This window comes from Enhygromyxa salina, from assembly GCF_000737335.2.
Taxonomy (GTDB): Bacteria; Myxococcota_A; Polyangia; order Nannocystales; family Nannocystaceae; genus Plesiocystis; species Plesiocystis salina_C.
The window spans coordinates 13,997-29,562 of sequence record NZ_JMCC02000047.1 but is presented as its reverse complement, the minus strand read 5'-3'; the positions used below and the strand labels follow the sequence as shown (position 1 = coordinate 29,562).

At 65.5% G+C, this 15,566-nt stretch carries 15 protein-coding genes; 10 read left to right on the top strand and 5 right to left on the bottom strand.

Annotation, left to right across the window (positions count from 1 at the left end; genetic code table 11):
* Positions 1 to 198 precede the first annotated feature (198 nt).
* On the bottom strand, positions 199 to 477 hold the full coding sequence (locus tag DB30_RS18860; RefSeq protein ID WP_052550913.1) for a hypothetical protein: 279 nt from the start codon (positions 475 to 477) through the stop codon (positions 199 to 201).
* Positions 478 to 592: 115 nt separating this feature from the next.
* On the opposite strand from DB30_RS18860, the gene DB30_RS18855 reads away from it, so the two are divergent.
* The gene (locus tag DB30_RS18855) at positions 593 to 1,108 is read left to right on the top strand and encodes an RNA polymerase sigma factor (RefSeq protein WP_052550911.1); all 516 of its coding nucleotides are present in this window, start codon (positions 593 to 595) and stop codon (positions 1,106 to 1,108) included.
* A gap of 155 nt (positions 1,109 to 1,263) precedes the next feature.
* A complete protein-coding gene (locus DB30_RS18850) occupies positions 1,264 to 1,602 on the top strand; it encodes a DUF5713 family protein (protein WP_052550957.1) in 339 nt (112 codons plus the stop codon).
* 256 nt (positions 1,603 to 1,858) lie between these two features.
* Here the strand turns inward: DB30_RS18850 and DB30_RS18845 are convergent, their stop codons facing one another.
* A complete protein-coding gene (locus tag DB30_RS18845) occupies positions 1,859 to 2,461 on the bottom strand; it encodes a PhnA domain-containing protein (RefSeq protein ID WP_052550909.1) in 603 nt (200 codons plus the stop codon).
* 311 nt (positions 2,462 to 2,772) lie between these two features.
* On the opposite strand from DB30_RS18845, the gene DB30_RS18840 reads away from it, so the two are divergent.
* Positions 2,773 to 3,366, top strand: a complete 594-nt coding sequence (locus DB30_RS18840) for a DUF1641 domain-containing protein (RefSeq protein ID WP_165703841.1) — start codon at positions 2,773 to 2,775, stop codon at positions 3,364 to 3,366.
* Between the two features lie 9 nt (positions 3,367 to 3,375).
* The gene (locus tag DB30_RS18835) at positions 3,376 to 4,560 is read left to right on the top strand and encodes an NAD(P)/FAD-dependent oxidoreductase (RefSeq protein ID WP_052550905.1); all 1,185 of its coding nucleotides are present in this window, start codon (positions 3,376 to 3,378) and stop codon (positions 4,558 to 4,560) included.
* Between the two features lie 16 nt (positions 4,561 to 4,576).
* Here DB30_RS18835 and DB30_RS18830 read toward each other — a convergent pair whose 3' ends face one another.
* Positions 4,577 to 6,358, bottom strand: coding sequence for a right-handed parallel beta-helix repeat-containing protein (locus DB30_RS18830; RefSeq protein ID WP_146659563.1), 1,782 nt, complete (start codon positions 6,356 to 6,358; stop codon positions 4,577 to 4,579).
* 316 nt (positions 6,359 to 6,674) lie between these two features.
* On the opposite strand from DB30_RS18830, the gene DB30_RS18820 reads away from it, so the two are divergent.
* Positions 6,675 to 7,973, top strand: a complete 1,299-nt coding sequence (locus tag DB30_RS18820; protein ID WP_052550899.1) for a cation:proton antiporter — start codon at positions 6,675 to 6,677, stop codon at positions 7,971 to 7,973.
* 158 nt (positions 7,974 to 8,131) lie between these two features.
* Here the strand turns inward: DB30_RS18820 and DB30_RS18815 are convergent, their stop codons facing one another.
* On the bottom strand, positions 8,132 to 11,263 hold the full coding sequence (locus DB30_RS18815; protein ID WP_146659559.1) for a DUF3427 domain-containing protein: 3,132 nt from the start codon (positions 11,261 to 11,263) through the stop codon (positions 8,132 to 8,134).
* A 345-nt stretch (positions 11,264 to 11,608) separates the two neighbouring features.
* Between DB30_RS18815 and DB30_RS18810 the strand changes: the two genes are divergently transcribed.
* A complete protein-coding gene (locus DB30_RS18810; protein ID WP_052550883.1) occupies positions 11,609 to 12,613 on the top strand; it encodes a WD40 repeat domain-containing protein in 1,005 nt (334 codons plus the stop codon).
* A gap of 72 nt (positions 12,614 to 12,685) precedes the next feature.
* Here DB30_RS18810 and DB30_RS18805 read toward each other — a convergent pair whose 3' ends face one another.
* Positions 12,686 to 13,441: a leucine-rich repeat domain-containing protein gene (locus DB30_RS18805; protein WP_165703838.1), complete on the bottom strand. Its 756-nt coding sequence runs from the start codon at positions 13,439 to 13,441 to the stop codon at positions 12,686 to 12,688.
* Between the two features lie 93 nt (positions 13,442 to 13,534).
* On the opposite strand from DB30_RS18805, the gene DB30_RS18800 reads away from it, so the two are divergent.
* The 4 genes from DB30_RS18800 to DB30_RS18785 all read left to right on the top strand — a co-directional run bounded on the left by DB30_RS18800 (position 13,535) and on the right by DB30_RS18785 (position 15,496).
* Positions 13,535 to 13,714, top strand: a complete 180-nt coding sequence (locus DB30_RS18800) for a hypothetical protein (protein WP_165703837.1) — start codon at positions 13,535 to 13,537, stop codon at positions 13,712 to 13,714.
* A 3-nt stretch (positions 13,715 to 13,717) separates the two neighbouring features.
* Positions 13,718 to 13,933 (top strand): hypothetical protein, encoded by a 216-nt coding sequence (locus DB30_RS18795; protein WP_052550878.1) that lies wholly within the window; start codon positions 13,718 to 13,720, stop codon positions 13,931 to 13,933.
* A gap of 250 nt (positions 13,934 to 14,183) precedes the next feature.
* Entirely contained in the window at positions 14,184 to 14,624 is a 441-nt protein-coding gene (locus DB30_RS18790) for a hypothetical protein (protein WP_052550876.1), read from the top strand.
* A 2-nt stretch (positions 14,625 to 14,626) separates the two neighbouring features.
* Positions 14,627 to 15,496: a hypothetical protein gene (locus DB30_RS18785; protein WP_052550875.1), complete on the top strand. Its 870-nt coding sequence runs from the start codon at positions 14,627 to 14,629 to the stop codon at positions 15,494 to 15,496.
* Positions 15,497 to 15,566 lie beyond the last annotated feature (70 nt).

The following is a 15,566-nucleotide window of genomic DNA, read 5'->3' as shown; positions in this document are numbered from 1 at the left end:
ACCGCCAACAGGCCCGACGACATCGCGCAGGGGCTCACCCACCAGCCACTCGCTCAACATGTGGAAGCAGTTCGAGGATCGGCACCTTCGCGCCTACCGCAAGCGGAACTGAACCGGCGCCGAGGACGCCCAACTGCGGAATCTCGGTGAGTGCTTCGAATCTGGACCTCGTGGTTTCGAGCTGGGCTGCGCCCGCGCTCACGGTTGCGCCCCCGTAAGAATGAGACACCAATTGTCGACAGTGCCGTTGTAGATTCCATAGTCGCTAGCGACGATAAACGTCCAGGTGCCGCTCCCGTCCAACCCGTCGAAGGCGCTCAGCGGGTCCTCCTCAGTCTTGTAGTCGCCCATCATCGCAGGGAGCGAATTCTCCTCGCATTCGAAGTCGTTGATCGACTCGGTCTGGTTCACGGGCCGCGCGACGGCCGTGCGGGTCGATGAGAAAGCCGTCGAATATTGTGAAATGAGGTCAGTCATCCGAGGAACTTGGACGACTATCGTAGCGAGAGACGGACATGAAGCCACAACTCACCCGCTTTGAGCATCCGTCAAATGTCTGCGCGATCGGTGCGGCGGTCGCACGGGGAGTGTCATGACAGACAACGACACGACGACAAATCGGATAGAACTCGACCTCGGCCGGTTGTACCGGACGACACACGCCGGGCTCCGACGCGCGGCCATGCGCATGGGTGTCGAAGCGGACGTCGCCGAGGATCTGGTCCAGAACACCTTCCTCGTGGCCCAACGGCGACTTTCGTACTTCGACGGCCGCTCCAAGCCGGAGACCTGGTTGTTTGGAATTCTCTTCAACACCTATCGCAACCACCGCCGGACCTGCGAGCGAGCGGTTCGCCGGAAGCAGTCTCACGCACGGCTCGTGGAATGTGGGTCGCAAGATGGCACGCCCCAGGTCTATGCCACATGCCTACTCGAACAGTTGCTCGGCGAACTCGACGTCGACCACCGGGAGGTGTTGATGCTCTCTGCCCAGGGGCTGAGCGGCCCCGAGATCGCTGCGCAGTTCCAGTGCAGTGTAAACACGACTTACTCGAGATTGTACGCAGCACGACGCAATGTCCAGCTTCGGCTTGCTGCCGAATGCTGAGCAGCGCGGTCGAGCCGTGCCTCGGCCTCATGGAGCCGGCCAAGTCCGGGGCGACATCGCGCCGACCGGCGTGGTGCAATGCCTCACGCCGCCTCGCTTGGTCTTTCTGCGAGGGAGGCTCCACTTCCCATCGCTCGCTCGCGGTACAGTTGGCCGTGACCATCACCAACGCGAAGCTCAGCACCTACAAATTCGTCGCGGACATGTACGCCGACGGCTACTTCCCGGACGCGGAGGTAGCGAAAGTCGAGGCGGTGCTCCGCGAGCTTTGTGAAAAGATCGAGCAGACGAAAGTGCAGCGCCTCGACGAGCTCTACCCGCTGACCCACGCGGCTACCGAGCGCATCAACGAGCTTCAAGCAGACTTCGAAGCCGCCGGCAGCGATCTCGAGACCGGCGCCCGCGAAGCCATGGGTGCCGACTTCGCCTTCATCGCCGAAGCCTACGGTTTTGATGCCGACATCGAAGAGCTCATCGCACCGCGTGATTGGTAGGGTGCGAGCTCGCCCCGCCCCCACAGCTTGCCGATTGAGTTTGCCTGACGCCCCCTCATCGTCCATTTCCATGGTTTCGTAGAAAGCTGATTCGCGGGCCGTGCCGCAGCCGCGCGACGCAGCCGCGCGACGCCGCCGGCGCGACAAAACATGCACGCGGGCGGCCGTGCCCAGCCGCGATCGCCAACGACTCGAGCGATTGTGTCGCTACGTCGCGCGACCGCCGATTGCCCAACACCGGGCTGTGCACCTATTTCTAGACCGCCTTCTTGAGGAAGCAGGTCTTGAGCACGATCGAGACCTTGTTGACGCGCCCCTCCACGTGCTCGGGGTTGTCGGTCAGCCGGATGCCCTTGACCAGCGTGCCACGCTTGGCCGTGAAGCCGGCCCCCTTGACGTCGAGATCTTTGATCAGCGTGACCGAGTCGCCGTCCGCGAGCTCAGTCCCGTTGCTGTCGACCGTGCGTGAGCCTGGTGGGTCGGATGCTTGACCGGCGTCGGTGTCGAGCCCGGCGCGGGCCCACTCGAGGGTCTCGTCCGCGAGGTAAACCTGGTCGAGTAGGTCGCGGGCCCAGCCTTCTTCGCTGAGGCGACTGAGCAGGCGATAGGCGATCACCTGAACGGCCGGGACCTCGCTCCACGCGGCTTGTTGCAGGCAAAACCAATGCTTGGGATCGAGCGGAGCGCTGCGATCAATTTGGCTCAGGCACGTGGGGCACAGCAGCACGCAATGGTCTGGGCTCGGCTCGGCGGCGGGCGGGAGCTCGTGAACGGTGAGGCCGTCTGTCGCGCTGCATAGCTCGCAAACGGCGCCAGCGCGGGCGCGCAGGGTTGCTTCGAATTCGCTTGGCTCGGACATGGTCTTGGTGGGGGCTCATAACGCCTGGCGCACGAAGAAACCAGGGCGTCACGGGTGGGCGCGCAACACCAGCCCGCGTCGGCTGCATCGTGACATTGCATCGTGGAGAGACAAGCTGCGCGATCAGGCGTGGGCATTGGACACGGCCATGTCGAGGACTCCTATGAATGCAGCGCGCGCGCATGCGGCATGATCGGATCCGAGCGCGCGACATGCCCACACCCGCGTTTGCCGCGTCGCTATTTTTGCCGGCATCGGATCCCAGAACGCCCTCGACGTATGTGCACGCAGCCGCGACCATCTGCACGTTCATGTCCCAGCAGCTCGATCGTATCGAAGCCAAGCTCGATCGGCTCGCGGCCGCGCTCGACCGCGCCGGCCCGTTGCTCGACGAGCTGCCCGGCGTGCTTGCGACCGTCGGCAACATCACCGACGACCTCGCCCGCGTCGACGGGCCCGCGCGCATGGACCAGCGCGTGCGTGGGGGCGCGGCCGTGCTGGCCAAGCTCACCGATCCTGCCGTGCTCGGTCCGCTCGAGCAGCTGCTCGAACGGGGCGCGGAGCTGGGCAAGCTCGTCGCGTTCCTCGACGCGCTGCCGGGCTACGTCGCGCTGCTCGGCGACAGCTTCGACGGCCTGATTGAAGCCGGCCGCGCCCGCGGCATCGAGCCCGAGGCGCTCCTCCGCGGCGTGTTCGAGTCAGGCGTGCTCGAGCAGCGCAGCGTCGAGCTGCTCGCCGCGACCGCGGCCGAGCTGCCGCGCGCCGCCGCAGCGCCGAGCGAGCACCACGGCCTGCTCGGCCTGCTCAGGGTCCTGCGCGAAGACGAAGTCCAGCGCACCTTGAGCTTCCTGATCCACCTCTCGCGTCGGCTTGGCCGCGTGCTCGACGAGCACACCCAAGTCTGAAGGCTCTCCATGGCAGACCACCACCAGATCATCATCGTCGGCGGCGGCACGGCCGGCATCACCGTCGCAGCCCGCTTGCTCAACGCCGACCCCAAGCTCGACGTAGCGATCATCGAGCCCTCGAACGTCCACTACTACCAGCCGCTGTGGACGCTGGTCGGCGGCGGCGAGTTCCCGCGCGAGGTCACGGCGCGGCCGATGGCCAACTACATCCCACCGGGCGCGACCTGGGTGCAGGAATTCGTCGATGGCTTCGATCCCGCCAACAAGCGCGTGGACCTGCGCGATGGGACCAAGATCGGCTACGACCAGCTCGTCGTGTGTCCGGGCATCCAGCTCGACTGGGGCGCGATCGAGGGCCTCAGCGACGCGATCGGCACGCACGGGCTGTGCTCGAACTACAGCTACGAGACCGTCGAATACACGTGGGAGTGCATCGCCAATTTTCGCGGCGGGCGGGCCCTGTTCACCGCACCAGCTGGGGCGATCAAGTGCGGCGGCGCGCCACAGAAGATCATGTGGCTGGCCGAAGAAAACTTCCGCAAGCGCGGCGTCCGAGCCGACGCCGAGGTGAGCTTCGCTATCGCTGGCGGACGCATCTTCGGCGTCGAGAAGTACCGCCGCACCCTCGAGCGTCTGGTCCAAGAGCGCGACATCGTCACCCGCTTTGGCCACGATCTGATCAGCGTCGACCCGGACAAGAAAATCGGCCGGTTCCGCACCAACGACGGCGAGACCCTCGAGCTCGACTACGAGCTCATGCACGTCACCCCGCCCCAATCGGCGCCCGACTTCATCAAGCACAGCCCGCTCGCCGACGAGGCCGGCTGGCTCGCAGCCGACAAGTACACGACCCAACACCCGCGCTTCCCCGACGTGTTCTCGCTGGGGGACGCGAGCAGCCTGCCCTGCTCCAAGACGGGCGCCGCCGTGCGCAAGCAGGCGCCCGTGACCGTCGCCAACCTGTTGGCCCACCGCGCCAAGCAGCCGCCCGCTGCTCGCTACGACGGCTACTCGTCGTGCCCGATCATCACGGGCGTCGGCCAGGTCATGCTCGCGGAGTTCGACTACGACGGCACCCCGACCGAGAGCTTCCCCTTCGATCAGGCCCAGCCGCGCTACAGCATGTACTTGCTCAAGGCCTACGGGCTGCCCGAGATCTACTGGAACGGCATGCTGCGCGGGCGCATGTAGCTGCGGCCGCAATCCGCTACATGCCGACCCGGAGCGCGCCGATGTCGGGCGCGCTGCCCTCGTAGGCCCGCGCGACCCCAACACCGTCGCCCCAGCTCAGCGCGGCGTCGAGGGTGAGCGTGTGTGTGTCACCGTCGATCTCGAGCACCCGCGCTCGCTCGGCGCCGCCGTCGAGCTGAATGAGATCACCGACCTCGCCCGCGATCCCGTATCCATCGAAGAACCAGCCCGAGTCGGCGACGACCATGCTCGTCCCCTGCCCGGCGCCGACGGTGGTCGTGAGAAACGCGCCCGCGTCGATCAGCGGGCTGGCCGGATCGAGCCGCAGATCACCGCCAGCCGCGTCGACAAACATCGGGTCCACCTCGAGGTTGCCGCTGAACAGCGCCGGATAGTTTGCCTCGAACGACGCGAGCGTGCCCGCGGGCCCAAACAGCTCCTCGATCACGGGGTCGCCCGCGCTCGCGCCCATGATCGCGTTATTGACAAACGAGAAGCCCGCGAGCTCGCGATAGACGATCTGAGCGGGCCCGACGCCCTCGCAGCCGAGATTTGCAAACAGGATATTGTTGACAAATAGGTTGTCCTCGAGCTGCCCTGGCGCCCCCGAACCCACGCTGACCCCGCCACACTCGTTTGCGTAGAAGGTGTTGTTGTAGACCCGATTGTGGGTGTCGAAGTTGGCCTCGTCGCTGTAGCGCTGCAGGCCAAGGCCACCGTTGGTGTCGTAGAACGCGTTGTCGCGAAAGATGCCGTACTGCCCCGCGTTTTGGATGCCGTTGCCGCCCGAGGTGCTGTAGTACTTGACCGCGAGCGCGAAGGTGTTGCGCTCTACGAGGTTGCGCCGGGTCGCGTCGAATGCCGTGATCTGGTGATCAAATCCCGACGCGTCGCAGTCGTAGATCTCACCGATTTTTTGATCCGCGTTCTCGAACAGGTTGCCGCGCACGATGTTGTCATTGCCGCACTTGATCGCCCACAGCGTGTGCGCGGCGGTGCGGATCGTGTTACCGGCGATCACGTTGCGATCGCAAGCGTGCAGGGCGAGGTTGTCCTGGGTGCTGTCCTCTATCAAGTTGCCGATAATTTTGTTGTCGTCGGCCTCCTCGAAGAACAGCCCCGTCTTGGAGCTGCCGCCGCCGTCCAGGGCCCGGGTGAAGGTGTTGTCACACAGGACGCTGTGGCTGGTGCCACGGGCGTAGAGCCAGCGCTTGACCTCGTCAACGACCAAGCCCGAGATGAACACATGGGACTGGCCAGAGATATCGACCGCGGGCTCGAGGTTCGCGCCGGTGATCGTCGCGACTTCGCCCTCGTACGCCGCAAACACCAGGTAGTTGCCCGGCGTGCCCGAGCTCTGCACGATCAACGGCTCTTCATAGCTACCGCCGCGAACCACGACGGCGTCGCCAGCCGTGGCCACAGCCGTGGCGCCTGCAAGCGTAGCAACGGCCACGTCGCTGCCCATGCCGCACGCACGCGCTGTGGGGTCGTAGCTGTCGCAGTCGCCGGGGAGCTCGTTGTCGACGTAGATCGTGGGGGTGTAGACGATGGCGCAGGCGTCGTTGTCGCCATCGCCATCGCCGTCCCCGTCCCCGTCCCCGTCCCCGTCCCCGTCCCCGTCTCCATCACCATCACCATCACCATCACCATCACCATCACCATCACCGGGGTCGCCGTCGCCGTCGCCGGTCTCGTCGCCATCACCGACTTCGCCGCTGCCGTCACCTGGACGATCGTCGCCGCACGCGGCCACACTCAATGACAGCACAATCACAGCGCCAAGACCCCGGGTCATTTTTGTCAACATAGGGTCGGCACCCTATCACAGCCTACACTGGGGGCACCGACCGTGGGCCAGCCCCAGCTGGCCAGCTCGAGCTCGACTTCGCCGCGTGACCGACCCGACCCGACCCGACCCGACCCGACTCTGAGGGGCCGTGATGGTCGAGCCGTGGCTCGGCCTCACGGAGCTGGCGGACCAACACGCCGCTCTCAGGATGACGCGATGTTCACGCGCCCGAGACCCTCCGCAGGCGTATCGCTCGTTCCAGTCGAGGAGGGTCACTCCATGCAGGACACAGAAAAATTCCGTTAGCCTGGGCCGCGACACCTTGGGCGACTACGGCTATCTCATCGTCTTGGCGTTCGTGTTTGTGTTCGGGCTGGGCTCGCGCAGGCTCGACGCCCTGGGGCTCTCGCCGCCGCTGGTGTTCGTGCTGTTTGGGGTCGCGTGTGGGCCATACGCGCTCGACATCGTCGAGCTACCGCGCGCGTGGGTCGACCCTCTGGCCGAGCTGACCCTGATCATGGTGCTGTTCGCCGACGCCTCGCGCATCGATCTCGAGGCCCTGCGCAAGGAGGCCGGGCTGCCTGTGCGGCTGCTGGGAATTGGCTTGCCGCTGACGATGCTGCTGGGCAGCGCGGTGGCGATGCTGTGCTTCCCCAGCCTCGGTTTCGCCGAGGCCGCGCTGATCGGGACCATGCTCGCGGCCACGGACGCCGCCCTCGGTCAGGCCGTGGTCAGCAGCAAGGAGGTCCCGATCGCGATCCGCCAGGCCCTCAACGTCGAGGCCGGGCTCAACGACGGCATCGCGCTGCCGATCGTCATGGTGTTCGCCGCGGTCGCGGTCGACGTCAGCACTGGAACGCAGACCGACGGCGCGCACTGGCTGTGGTTCTGGCTGCAGCAGATCGTGCTCGGGCCGATCGCGGGGGGAGCGGTCGCGTGGCTGGGCGGGATCGCGGCCCAGCGCATGCTCGCGCGGGGCTGGATGGGTGACGCGTTCGAGCGCATCGCGGGGCTGTGCCTGGGCCTGCTCAGCTATGTCGTCGCCGATCTGATCGGCGGCAACGGCTTCATCGCTGCGTTCGTCGCCGGGCTGGTGCTCGGCAACACCTCGCGCGGGTTCGCGGTCGCCGTCCACGCGTTCGTCGAGACCGAGGGCCAGCTGCTGATGCTCGGCGTGTTCATGCTCGTTGGCGCGGTCTGGGCCTACCCCACGCTGGTCGAGGCCACGCCGATCATGTGGGTCTACGCCCTCGCGAGCTTGACGATCATCCGCATGATCCCGATCGCCCTGAGCTTGATCGGCAGCGCGGCCAAGCCGGGGACCGTGCTGTTCCTGGGCTGGTTTGGCCCCCGCGGTCTCGCCTCCGTGTTGTTTGGGCTGGTCGTGCTCGACCGCGAGTTCATCGCCGGGCGCGAGCAGGTGTTCGGCGTCGTGATGCTCACGGTGGTCTGCTCGGTGGTGCTGCATGGGATCAGCGCGCGGCCGGGGGCGCGTCGCTATGGTCGCTACCTCGCCGAGCTCGACCAGGCCGGCGTCAAGCCGGAGCTGGCTACGGTCACCGAGCATCCGACCCGCTTCGCGCAGGGGCGGCGCCTCGGCGAGCGCGAGCGGAGCGTGTGACCGAGACCGGCGAGACCGAGACCGGCGGGGCCTCGAGCCCCTCGAGTCTCGCGCTGAGGACTGCCCTGCCTTGGTCGTCAACGGCTCTCTCGTCGGCTCGACGGCCGGCGTGATCCCTAAGCTCTGCAGGAGGTCGCGTGCCGAGCTCGCTAACATGCTCAGCTCGAGGTCAGCTGCGTGTGCGGATAAAACCACGCCGGAATCTCGTGCTCGAGCGTCCAGGTGAGCGCAATCGGCTTGGCCCCCGCGTGCTCGCGCAGCTTGGTCGGCCCCAAGAACACGTATGACGTCGTGAACCCTTCGGGGGTCTTCGGCGTCTCGCGCACGAACAACAGCACCTCGACGCCGCTCGCTGCGTGATCGAGCAAGCGTCGCCCCGCGGCGGTGTCCGGGCTGTAGGAGTTGGGGCTCTCGCTGTGAAACCGCTCGGGCGAGATCGCAAAGTCGCGGTAGCGTGTGCCAGGCGAGTAGCGGTCGGGGTCCTTGTTGATCGTCACCAGATTCAGGATCACCCGCTCACCCGCCACGTAGCGCACCCCAGATTGCTGGGTAGCGAAGTTGCCCGCCTGGATCACCCCGCACGCCGCGAGGATCTCGGTGACGTGATAGCGCGCGTGAACCCGCAGCGGGATGTCCGGTCGTGCGGTCAACGGCAGGTCACTGTGGTCTCGACCGGCGCGGCGTAGCTCGAGCAATTCCACGAGCTCTCGGCGCAGCTCGGACTGTCGCCAAAACTTGGCTGCCGCCGCTGACAGGGTGGGAAACTCGTTGAGCCGGTTGACCCAAACCAGCGCCAACAACATCATCAGCAAGCGCCGTTCCGCGGGTCCGAGTTCGCGCAGCCTCGGCGGCCGCTCACTCGCCAACCATGTGATCCACGAGTTCGTCCGCAGCTCGTCCTGTACGTGTGTGAGCTTCCCGATCGCGCGTCCGAGCTCCTCGAAGTCCGCGTCACCGGCTGGGCACAGATCCGCGGCGGCGCGAAGACCCGTCCAGGTCCAATCCGCCGATCGCCTCCGGTACAGGTCACCCAGCTCCCATTCCATCGCTTCGAGGAATTCGCCGAGCTTGGGAGTCCGCCCACGCGCGAGCTCGCTCAACTCGTCGATCGCGACTTGCCGGTGGTTGGCGAGCGCCCGCTTGACGTTGTCGAGCACGAACTTGGTCGCCTGGGACTCGAGCCTGATCGCGCATCCTGGCGGCAAGTGCGGGAAGCCCTGCTCGATCTGCTTGATCAGTGACCCCCCGCGCCCGGCCAGCAGCGCGCGGTAGCGACGATCAAAGCGAAATTTGGAGTGGCCATTTCCGATGAAATCCAGCACCGTTGTCCCGTCCTTGCCATCGGACCGTCGCAGGCCTCGCCCAAGCTGCTGCAAGAACAAGGTCGCGCTCTCGGTCGGGCGCAAGAGCAACAATGTATCGACTTCGGGAATGTCGACCCCCTCGTTGAACACATCCACACAAAACAGCACGCGCAGCTCCCCGCGGGTGAGGGCGGCGATCGCCCGCGCGCGCTCGTCGGGCGCGAGCTCGCCGGTCACGGCGCGGGCCGGGATCCCAGCTTCACAAAAGCGTCGCGCCATATAATGCGCATGCCGAATCCCGACGCAAAACCCCAGCGCCTTCATGCGCTCGGGGTTCGGCACGTACTCGCGGATCGCCCGGCGGACGAGCAACTCGCGGGCGTCGTTGCCGTCGAATACGCTCTCGAGCTGTCCGCGGTCGTAGCCACCCCGCGCCCACTTCAAGCCGCTCAGGTCGACGCTGTCTGCCACCCCAAAGTAGTGAAACGGGCACAGCAGCTCGCGGGTGAGGGCGTCCCACAGTCGGATCTCGGCCGCGATCCGGTCGCCAAACCACCGCAGCACGTCACCACCGTCGCTGCGCTCGGGGGTTGCTGTGAGTCCAAGCAGGTAAACGGGCTGCAGCCGGTCGAGCAGCCGGCGGTAGCTTGGCGCCTCGGCGTGGTGAAACTCGTCAACGATGACCACCGCGAACTCGTCCGCCACCAACTTCTCGAGCCGACCACGCAGCGATTGAATCGACGCAAACACAAACCGCCCTTCGCTCGGTTGCTCGCCACCCACGAGCAGCTCGCCGAATTCAGGCTCGCGCAGGATCGCGCGAAACGTCGCTCGAGCCTTGCGTAGCAGCTCTTCGCGGTGGGCGACGAACAACAGCGTCGGCTCGCGTTGGTCGGCTCGCAGGCGCTCGCGCAGGCGCTTGTAGTCAAACGCCGCGATCACGGTCTTGCCAGTGCCCGTCGCGGCCACCACCAGGTTCGCGTGGCGACCGTGAACGTCGCGTTCAACCTGCAGGCGCTCGAGGATCTCGGCCTGGAACGGGTAGAGTTGGATGTCGAGGCCAGCGAAGTCGGGCTCGGCAGCGCCGCCATCGAAGCGCTTGCGCTCGCGCGCGCGGATCGAGGTGAAGCGCGCCGCGTCGTAGCGCTGGAAGTCGCTGTCTTCCCAAAGCACGTCGAAGCTGTCGGCCAGCTTCTTGACTACGCCCGGGCTCTCGAGCGCGGCGAGGCGCACGTTCCACTCGCAACCATCGACCATGGCCGAGCGGCTGAGATTCGAGGAGCCAACGTAGGCGGTCGACGCCCCCGAGTTGCGGTGGAAGATCCAGGCTTTGGCGTGCAGCTTGACCATCCGCGGGTCGTAGCCGACGCGGACCATGGCCCCGAGCTCGACCAATTGCTCGATGGCCTCGGGCTCGCTGACACCTAGGTAGGTGCTCGTGATCACGCGCAGCGTCTTCGACGTTCGCCCGCGTCGCTCGACGTGGGTGCGAAGGGCGGAGCTGATGAGCTTTACACCGGAGCGCCGCACGAATGCGATGATTAGATCAACGCGGTCCGCCGACGCGATCTCGCTCTCCAGCGCGCGATGAATGTTGATATCGCGGCTCGCGTTGATGAGCAGGTCGCTCTGACCCAACGGGATCTGAGGAGGCTCGGGGAACGGGGCGGCGAGCGCAGGGCCGCGAGCGTCCGCGACGGCGAGCAGCGCCCGCGCCGGCTCGGGGATCTGCGACCGGTCCAGCGCCACCAGCACGGCCTGTGTCCGCTGCAGCCGCACGGCTGGCTTGGCTTGCAGGAGCTCACCCAACAGCCGATTGAGGTAGCGAAGCAGCACCGTCAACGCTTGGTCGTCGTCGAGCTTGGCGAGCTCGCGGGCGTCGACCTTCACGCCCGCGGCGTCGAGATCCGCGAGCAGCTGATCGAGATCCGCGTCGACGAGCGACTCGTAGAGCCCCGGAACAAGCGGCTGTTTGGCGCGCGTCACTCGGCGATCCTCGAGCAGCTTGGCCCAGTGCACAAGCGGCTCGTCCTGGTGGCCACCTCGCGTCTACTCGGCGGCGTTTGTCTGGTCTTCGAAGCTAGCAAACTAGCTTCCATGAGAGCCCCCGCGACGACGCGCGCCACCTGACGGGTCCCATGCTGGACGGACTCGCCGCGAGGACCTTCGATCCCACTCGAGCTGATCGGCCCCCGGCGCGCTGTCATTGGACAGCTGACAGGGCCCCGCAGCTGGACGAGATCTGCAATGGAACGCCGATCCCAGGAGACAGGCCACCGGTCACACGCAAGGCGCTGTACAGACGGGCGGAACAATCTAGGATGCGTCCGAATGTTCGACTACGACCGAGAAGGAAAACGAATCGTTCTCACCGACGGGGCCGAGCTCCTCGTCCACGACGGCGAGAGCGAGGCCCCGTTGTGGCGCCACACCGAGTCCAGCGACATCGTCGGTGTCGCGTCGCTCGAGGACCGAGTCGTCAGCGTCGACAGTGACGGGCGCGTGTGCTGGCGAGACGCCCGGAGCGGAGACCAGCTCGCCCAGGTTCAACTCGACGGCACGCCGCGCGCGCTCGCGGCCGGCCCCAAGGGCCAGGTCGCCGTCGCGCTCCCTGACTCGGTCGCGATCATGACGGCGGGTCAGCTCGATCGTCACATCGCCGTCGACGATCCACGCTGCCTCGCCTGGAGCCCCGAGGGCAAGCTGGGCGTCGGCTCGGGGACCGGGACGGCCTACCAATTTGGCAGCGGGGAGACCAACGAGTTCAACGCCGACCTGCCCGGGCCGATCGGCGCCATCGCCTGGAACGAGCAGGGGCTGTGGGTGATGTCCGTCGCCCACGATGTCTTCCGCCTCAGCTCCGAATCTTTGGGACGGGTCACCGGAACCCCCGACGACACGCCGATCCAGAACCTAGCCTGCTCGCCCGGTGGGCACTACATCGCCATCCAGTGCAGCCCGAGCCTGATCCTGGTCCTCGAGTACCCCTCGCGCGAAACCGACGCCCAGGTCCGCTATCCGGACCGGGAGATCACTGGGTTGCGCTTTGGACCGCCCCCGTGGCTCGGCGTCGGGCTCGTCGGCGGTGATGGCAACAAATTCAACCTCGACAACGGCGGGACCAACCGCACGGACACCCACGAAGGTCGCGATCACAACCGCTGGATGGTGATGGTCAACGCCACCCGCTCGGAGCGCGAGAGTCCGGCCCCCAGCTCTGGCGCCCCAGCGGTCGCCGCGGACGAGGCCGAGGAAGAAACAACGCCGCTGCAGGGGATCATTGGCGTCCTGGTCCTGATCGCCATCCTCGCCACGCTCTACTTCTGGTTGAGCTGAGCGCTCACCCCAGACGCAGGCATGCTTCGAGGAGATGCTGCCGGGGGATTGAGCGCCGCCCCCGGTGGATCACTATGCGATGATCGACAACCCCTTGGCCTTCGCTAGTTCGTTCTTGCGCTCTTCGGTCACCTTCGTACCCTGAAGATAGATTGTCAGTTTCTGGCAATCCATGAGGGCGTCAGGGATGTCCTCGACCGCGGAGTTGCTCAGGTTGAGGTAGCGGAGCTTCGTGCACCGGACCAGATCCGCCGGAACCGTGGTCAGGGCCGACTCGGCGCAATTGAGAATGTGGAGCTCGGTCAGAGCCCCGAGCCCCTCGGGGAGCGCGGTGATCGGTGCCGCAAGCTGAAGCTCCTTCAAACGGACGAGCTGCAAGATCGTCCCCGGTAGCGCTATCGGCTCCGTCGACTTCACCAGCAGGTACTCGAGGTTGACCAGCGCCCCAAGGCTGTCGGGGAGCGGGCGGTCGGAGCTCCAGGTGATCGCAAGGTTGTTGAGGTTGACGATCGTGGGAATCTCCGCGGCGACCTGCCCCAGCGGTCCCGACATGACGTGCAGCCGCTCGAGCGCGGGTAGCTCGGCGAGCACCGCCGGGATCGACTCGAAGCGGTTGCTGTTCAAGATCAGCACCTTCAGCTTGCTCAGGGATTTGAAGGCGGTGGGGAGCTCGCGGAGCTGGTTCGACCCGAGGTCGAGCTCCTCGAGGTTCACGAGCTCGGTGAGCTCCTCGGGGACCTCCGTCAGCGACTGAAAGCGGAGGTCCAGCCGCTCCACGGCAGCGCGGCTCTTCGGCGACTTGGGGATCTTCTTGGCGATACGTGGCACTTTCCTGGTTTTAGCTGATGATGATGTCCGTGAACATTGCCCCTGACTACGCCTCGCCGTAGTTCGCTCACTCGCGCGACAGCTGCCGCCAAAGTGCGCCGAGCCCTGGGCGAGCTGTTGAACGTAGGCTCGGGTCGGACATGGACGAGCGAGCAACCTACACGCTGCGCTACCTCGGGGGACCCGCAAGATCAGCGCGAGGGTGACCCGCGCGGGCTGGTCGCCGCGCTGTACCTCGCCCGGGTCCAGGCCGTGTCGACCGAGGCTCGCTAGCGCTTGGACCGAGCGTTTGAAGCCGCGCTCGCCGAGCACCATGCACACTTGTTTGGCCCGCTCCGCGAGGCCCATCTCACTCGCGTGGAGTGGCTGGGAGGCCTCGTGTTCAGCCTCGACGTCGCGACAGATGCCAGTACGGAGCCGGCGCACGAGGCCATGGAGTGGCTCACCGCGCTGCTGGGGCTGGTGATCCTCGGCCCGCAGCGACCGGTCTAAAGTACAGTCCAAAGTACATGTCTAAAGTACCAGGCCTGAGTTCGAGTCTGAAGCAGAGTTCAGATCTAAGGCACAGGTCTAAAGTACAAGCCCAGAGCACGCGGTAGCGAGTCTTTTTGTTTGCACCCTCGAGCCCCCAAGGTGGCTCGAAGGTGGACGACGAACCTTGCACCGTCGGACGTCTGCCGACGGACCGAAGGCCAACCGTTCGTACCGCCGCCAACATGACACTGGCGCACAAAGTCGCACCATGACAAACGCAATCCGCAACTCAATTCAAAACATCCCGACACCAATCCGCACGAGCTTCCTCGGCGTCGCTTTGGCGAGCATGGCCTACATCGCCCTGCCGGCCATCGATGGCGTCCCCGTTGCCGCTGCCGCGTGCCACGGCTCTGGGAGCTACTTCCCCTCCTCGTCGGGTTGGGGATATGAAGCCGCACAGAGCCAGACCTGCGACAACCTCGGTGACTACAACGGGTTGTTCAAAGACACTGTCCTGGATGGGAAGCAAGTACGCATCCGAACGCGCTGGATCAATGGCAGCAGCTCATACGTCTACTCCGGGTACACCAATGCCCAAAACGTGAACTACTATTACAGTTTTTGGGACAACGACAAGATCACAAACTACAACATCTGCCGCAGCGATGGCGTCTGTGCCGCCCAGGGCTCCAATTGGGGATTTTGACCATGCGAAACCTACTACCCTTCACACAAATTTCCGCGTATTTCGCCTTCGCTGCCATTCTCGGGGGATGCCTGGATGCGGACGAGTCGCTCGATGACGCCACACGTAGCGCCGCGTCCCCAGTCGTTGTTCTCGATGATTTCGACGAGCCCTTTCAAGAGGAGCTCGAGCGGCGTCTGGGGGTGACGAACGCTGAAGTTCAAGACGCCACGGATGAGGCCCGAGTGCAGTGGGTGCTCGGTTGCGTCGAAAGCCGCGGCCAAGCAGCATGGATCGAGCAGGTACGCGCCATCGTGGCAACGAGCCCCGAAGAGGCGACCACGCTGCTCGATCTTGCGGCGTCACAGCTGGAAAGTGCCAACGAGCGGGCAGGGAAAGACGTAGCCAACGAGCGGCTTTGGCGTTGCGTCGAAGGAGCGGAGGGAGAGATCAACCCCAGGTGGGAGCTCGCTTTGCTCCTCGAAGACGCCACCCTGGCTATCTCTGATCGTCTCGAGGTCGATCCAGAGATGATCGCGGCCATCGAAGAAGAGCGGCGGTGCGTGAGGGCGAGCACTCTCGGCAACTACGGAGTCGCGCTCCTCCACCGGGAAGATCTGCTCGTATCGGAGATCATGAAGCGAGTCTCGTCTGGCGACATGACCCGCGTCGACGGATTGGAGGAGTTGCGAGACCTAGCCGTGCTGCGGGCCGAACGTGAGCCCCTCATGGCCGAAGTCCAAGACTGCACGAACCGCCGAATCAGGATTGAGCAGATACTGGTTGTGGAGCAACAACGTGCCTATCTGGCGGCCAACCCTGGGTGGATCGACGGCATCGCGGAGCGATACCGAGCGATCATCGCTCCGCTACAGGACTACCTCGAGGACTGAGACTTCGATCGGAAGTTGCCTGATCAATCGGCAACGCCGGAGCGTTGTATAAACGCATAACTCCACTCAT

What these genes read in the sequence shown, in the direction of transcription:
- DB30_RS18860 (WP_052550913.1), bottom strand. Translation starts at nt 477, where the DNA reads ATGACTGACCTCATTTCACAATATTCGACGGCTTTCTCATCGACCCGC.
- DB30_RS18855 (WP_052550911.1), top strand. Translation starts at nt 593, where the DNA reads ATGACAGACAACGACACGACGACAAATCGGATAGAACTCGACCTCGGC.
- DB30_RS18845 (WP_052550909.1), bottom strand. Translation starts at nt 2,461, where the DNA reads ATGTCCGAGCCAAGCGAATTCGAAGCAACCCTGCGCGCCCGCGCTGGC.
- DB30_RS18840 (WP_165703841.1), top strand. Translation starts at nt 2,773, where the DNA reads ATGTCCCAGCAGCTCGATCGTATCGAAGCCAAGCTCGATCGGCTCGCG.
- DB30_RS18835 (WP_052550905.1), top strand. Translation starts at nt 3,376, where the DNA reads ATGGCAGACCACCACCAGATCATCATCGTCGGCGGCGGCACGGCCGGC.
- DB30_RS18830 (WP_146659563.1), bottom strand. Translation starts at nt 6,358, where the DNA reads ATGACCCGGGGTCTTGGCGCTGTGATTGTGCTGTCATTGAGTGTGGCC.
- DB30_RS18810 (WP_052550883.1), top strand. Translation starts at nt 11,609, where the DNA reads ATGTTCGACTACGACCGAGAAGGAAAACGAATCGTTCTCACCGACGGG.
- DB30_RS18790 (WP_052550876.1), top strand. Translation starts at nt 14,184, where the DNA reads ATGACAAACGCAATCCGCAACTCAATTCAAAACATCCCGACACCAATC.
- DB30_RS18785 (WP_052550875.1), top strand. Translation starts at nt 14,627, where the DNA reads ATGCGAAACCTACTACCCTTCACACAAATTTCCGCGTATTTCGCCTTC.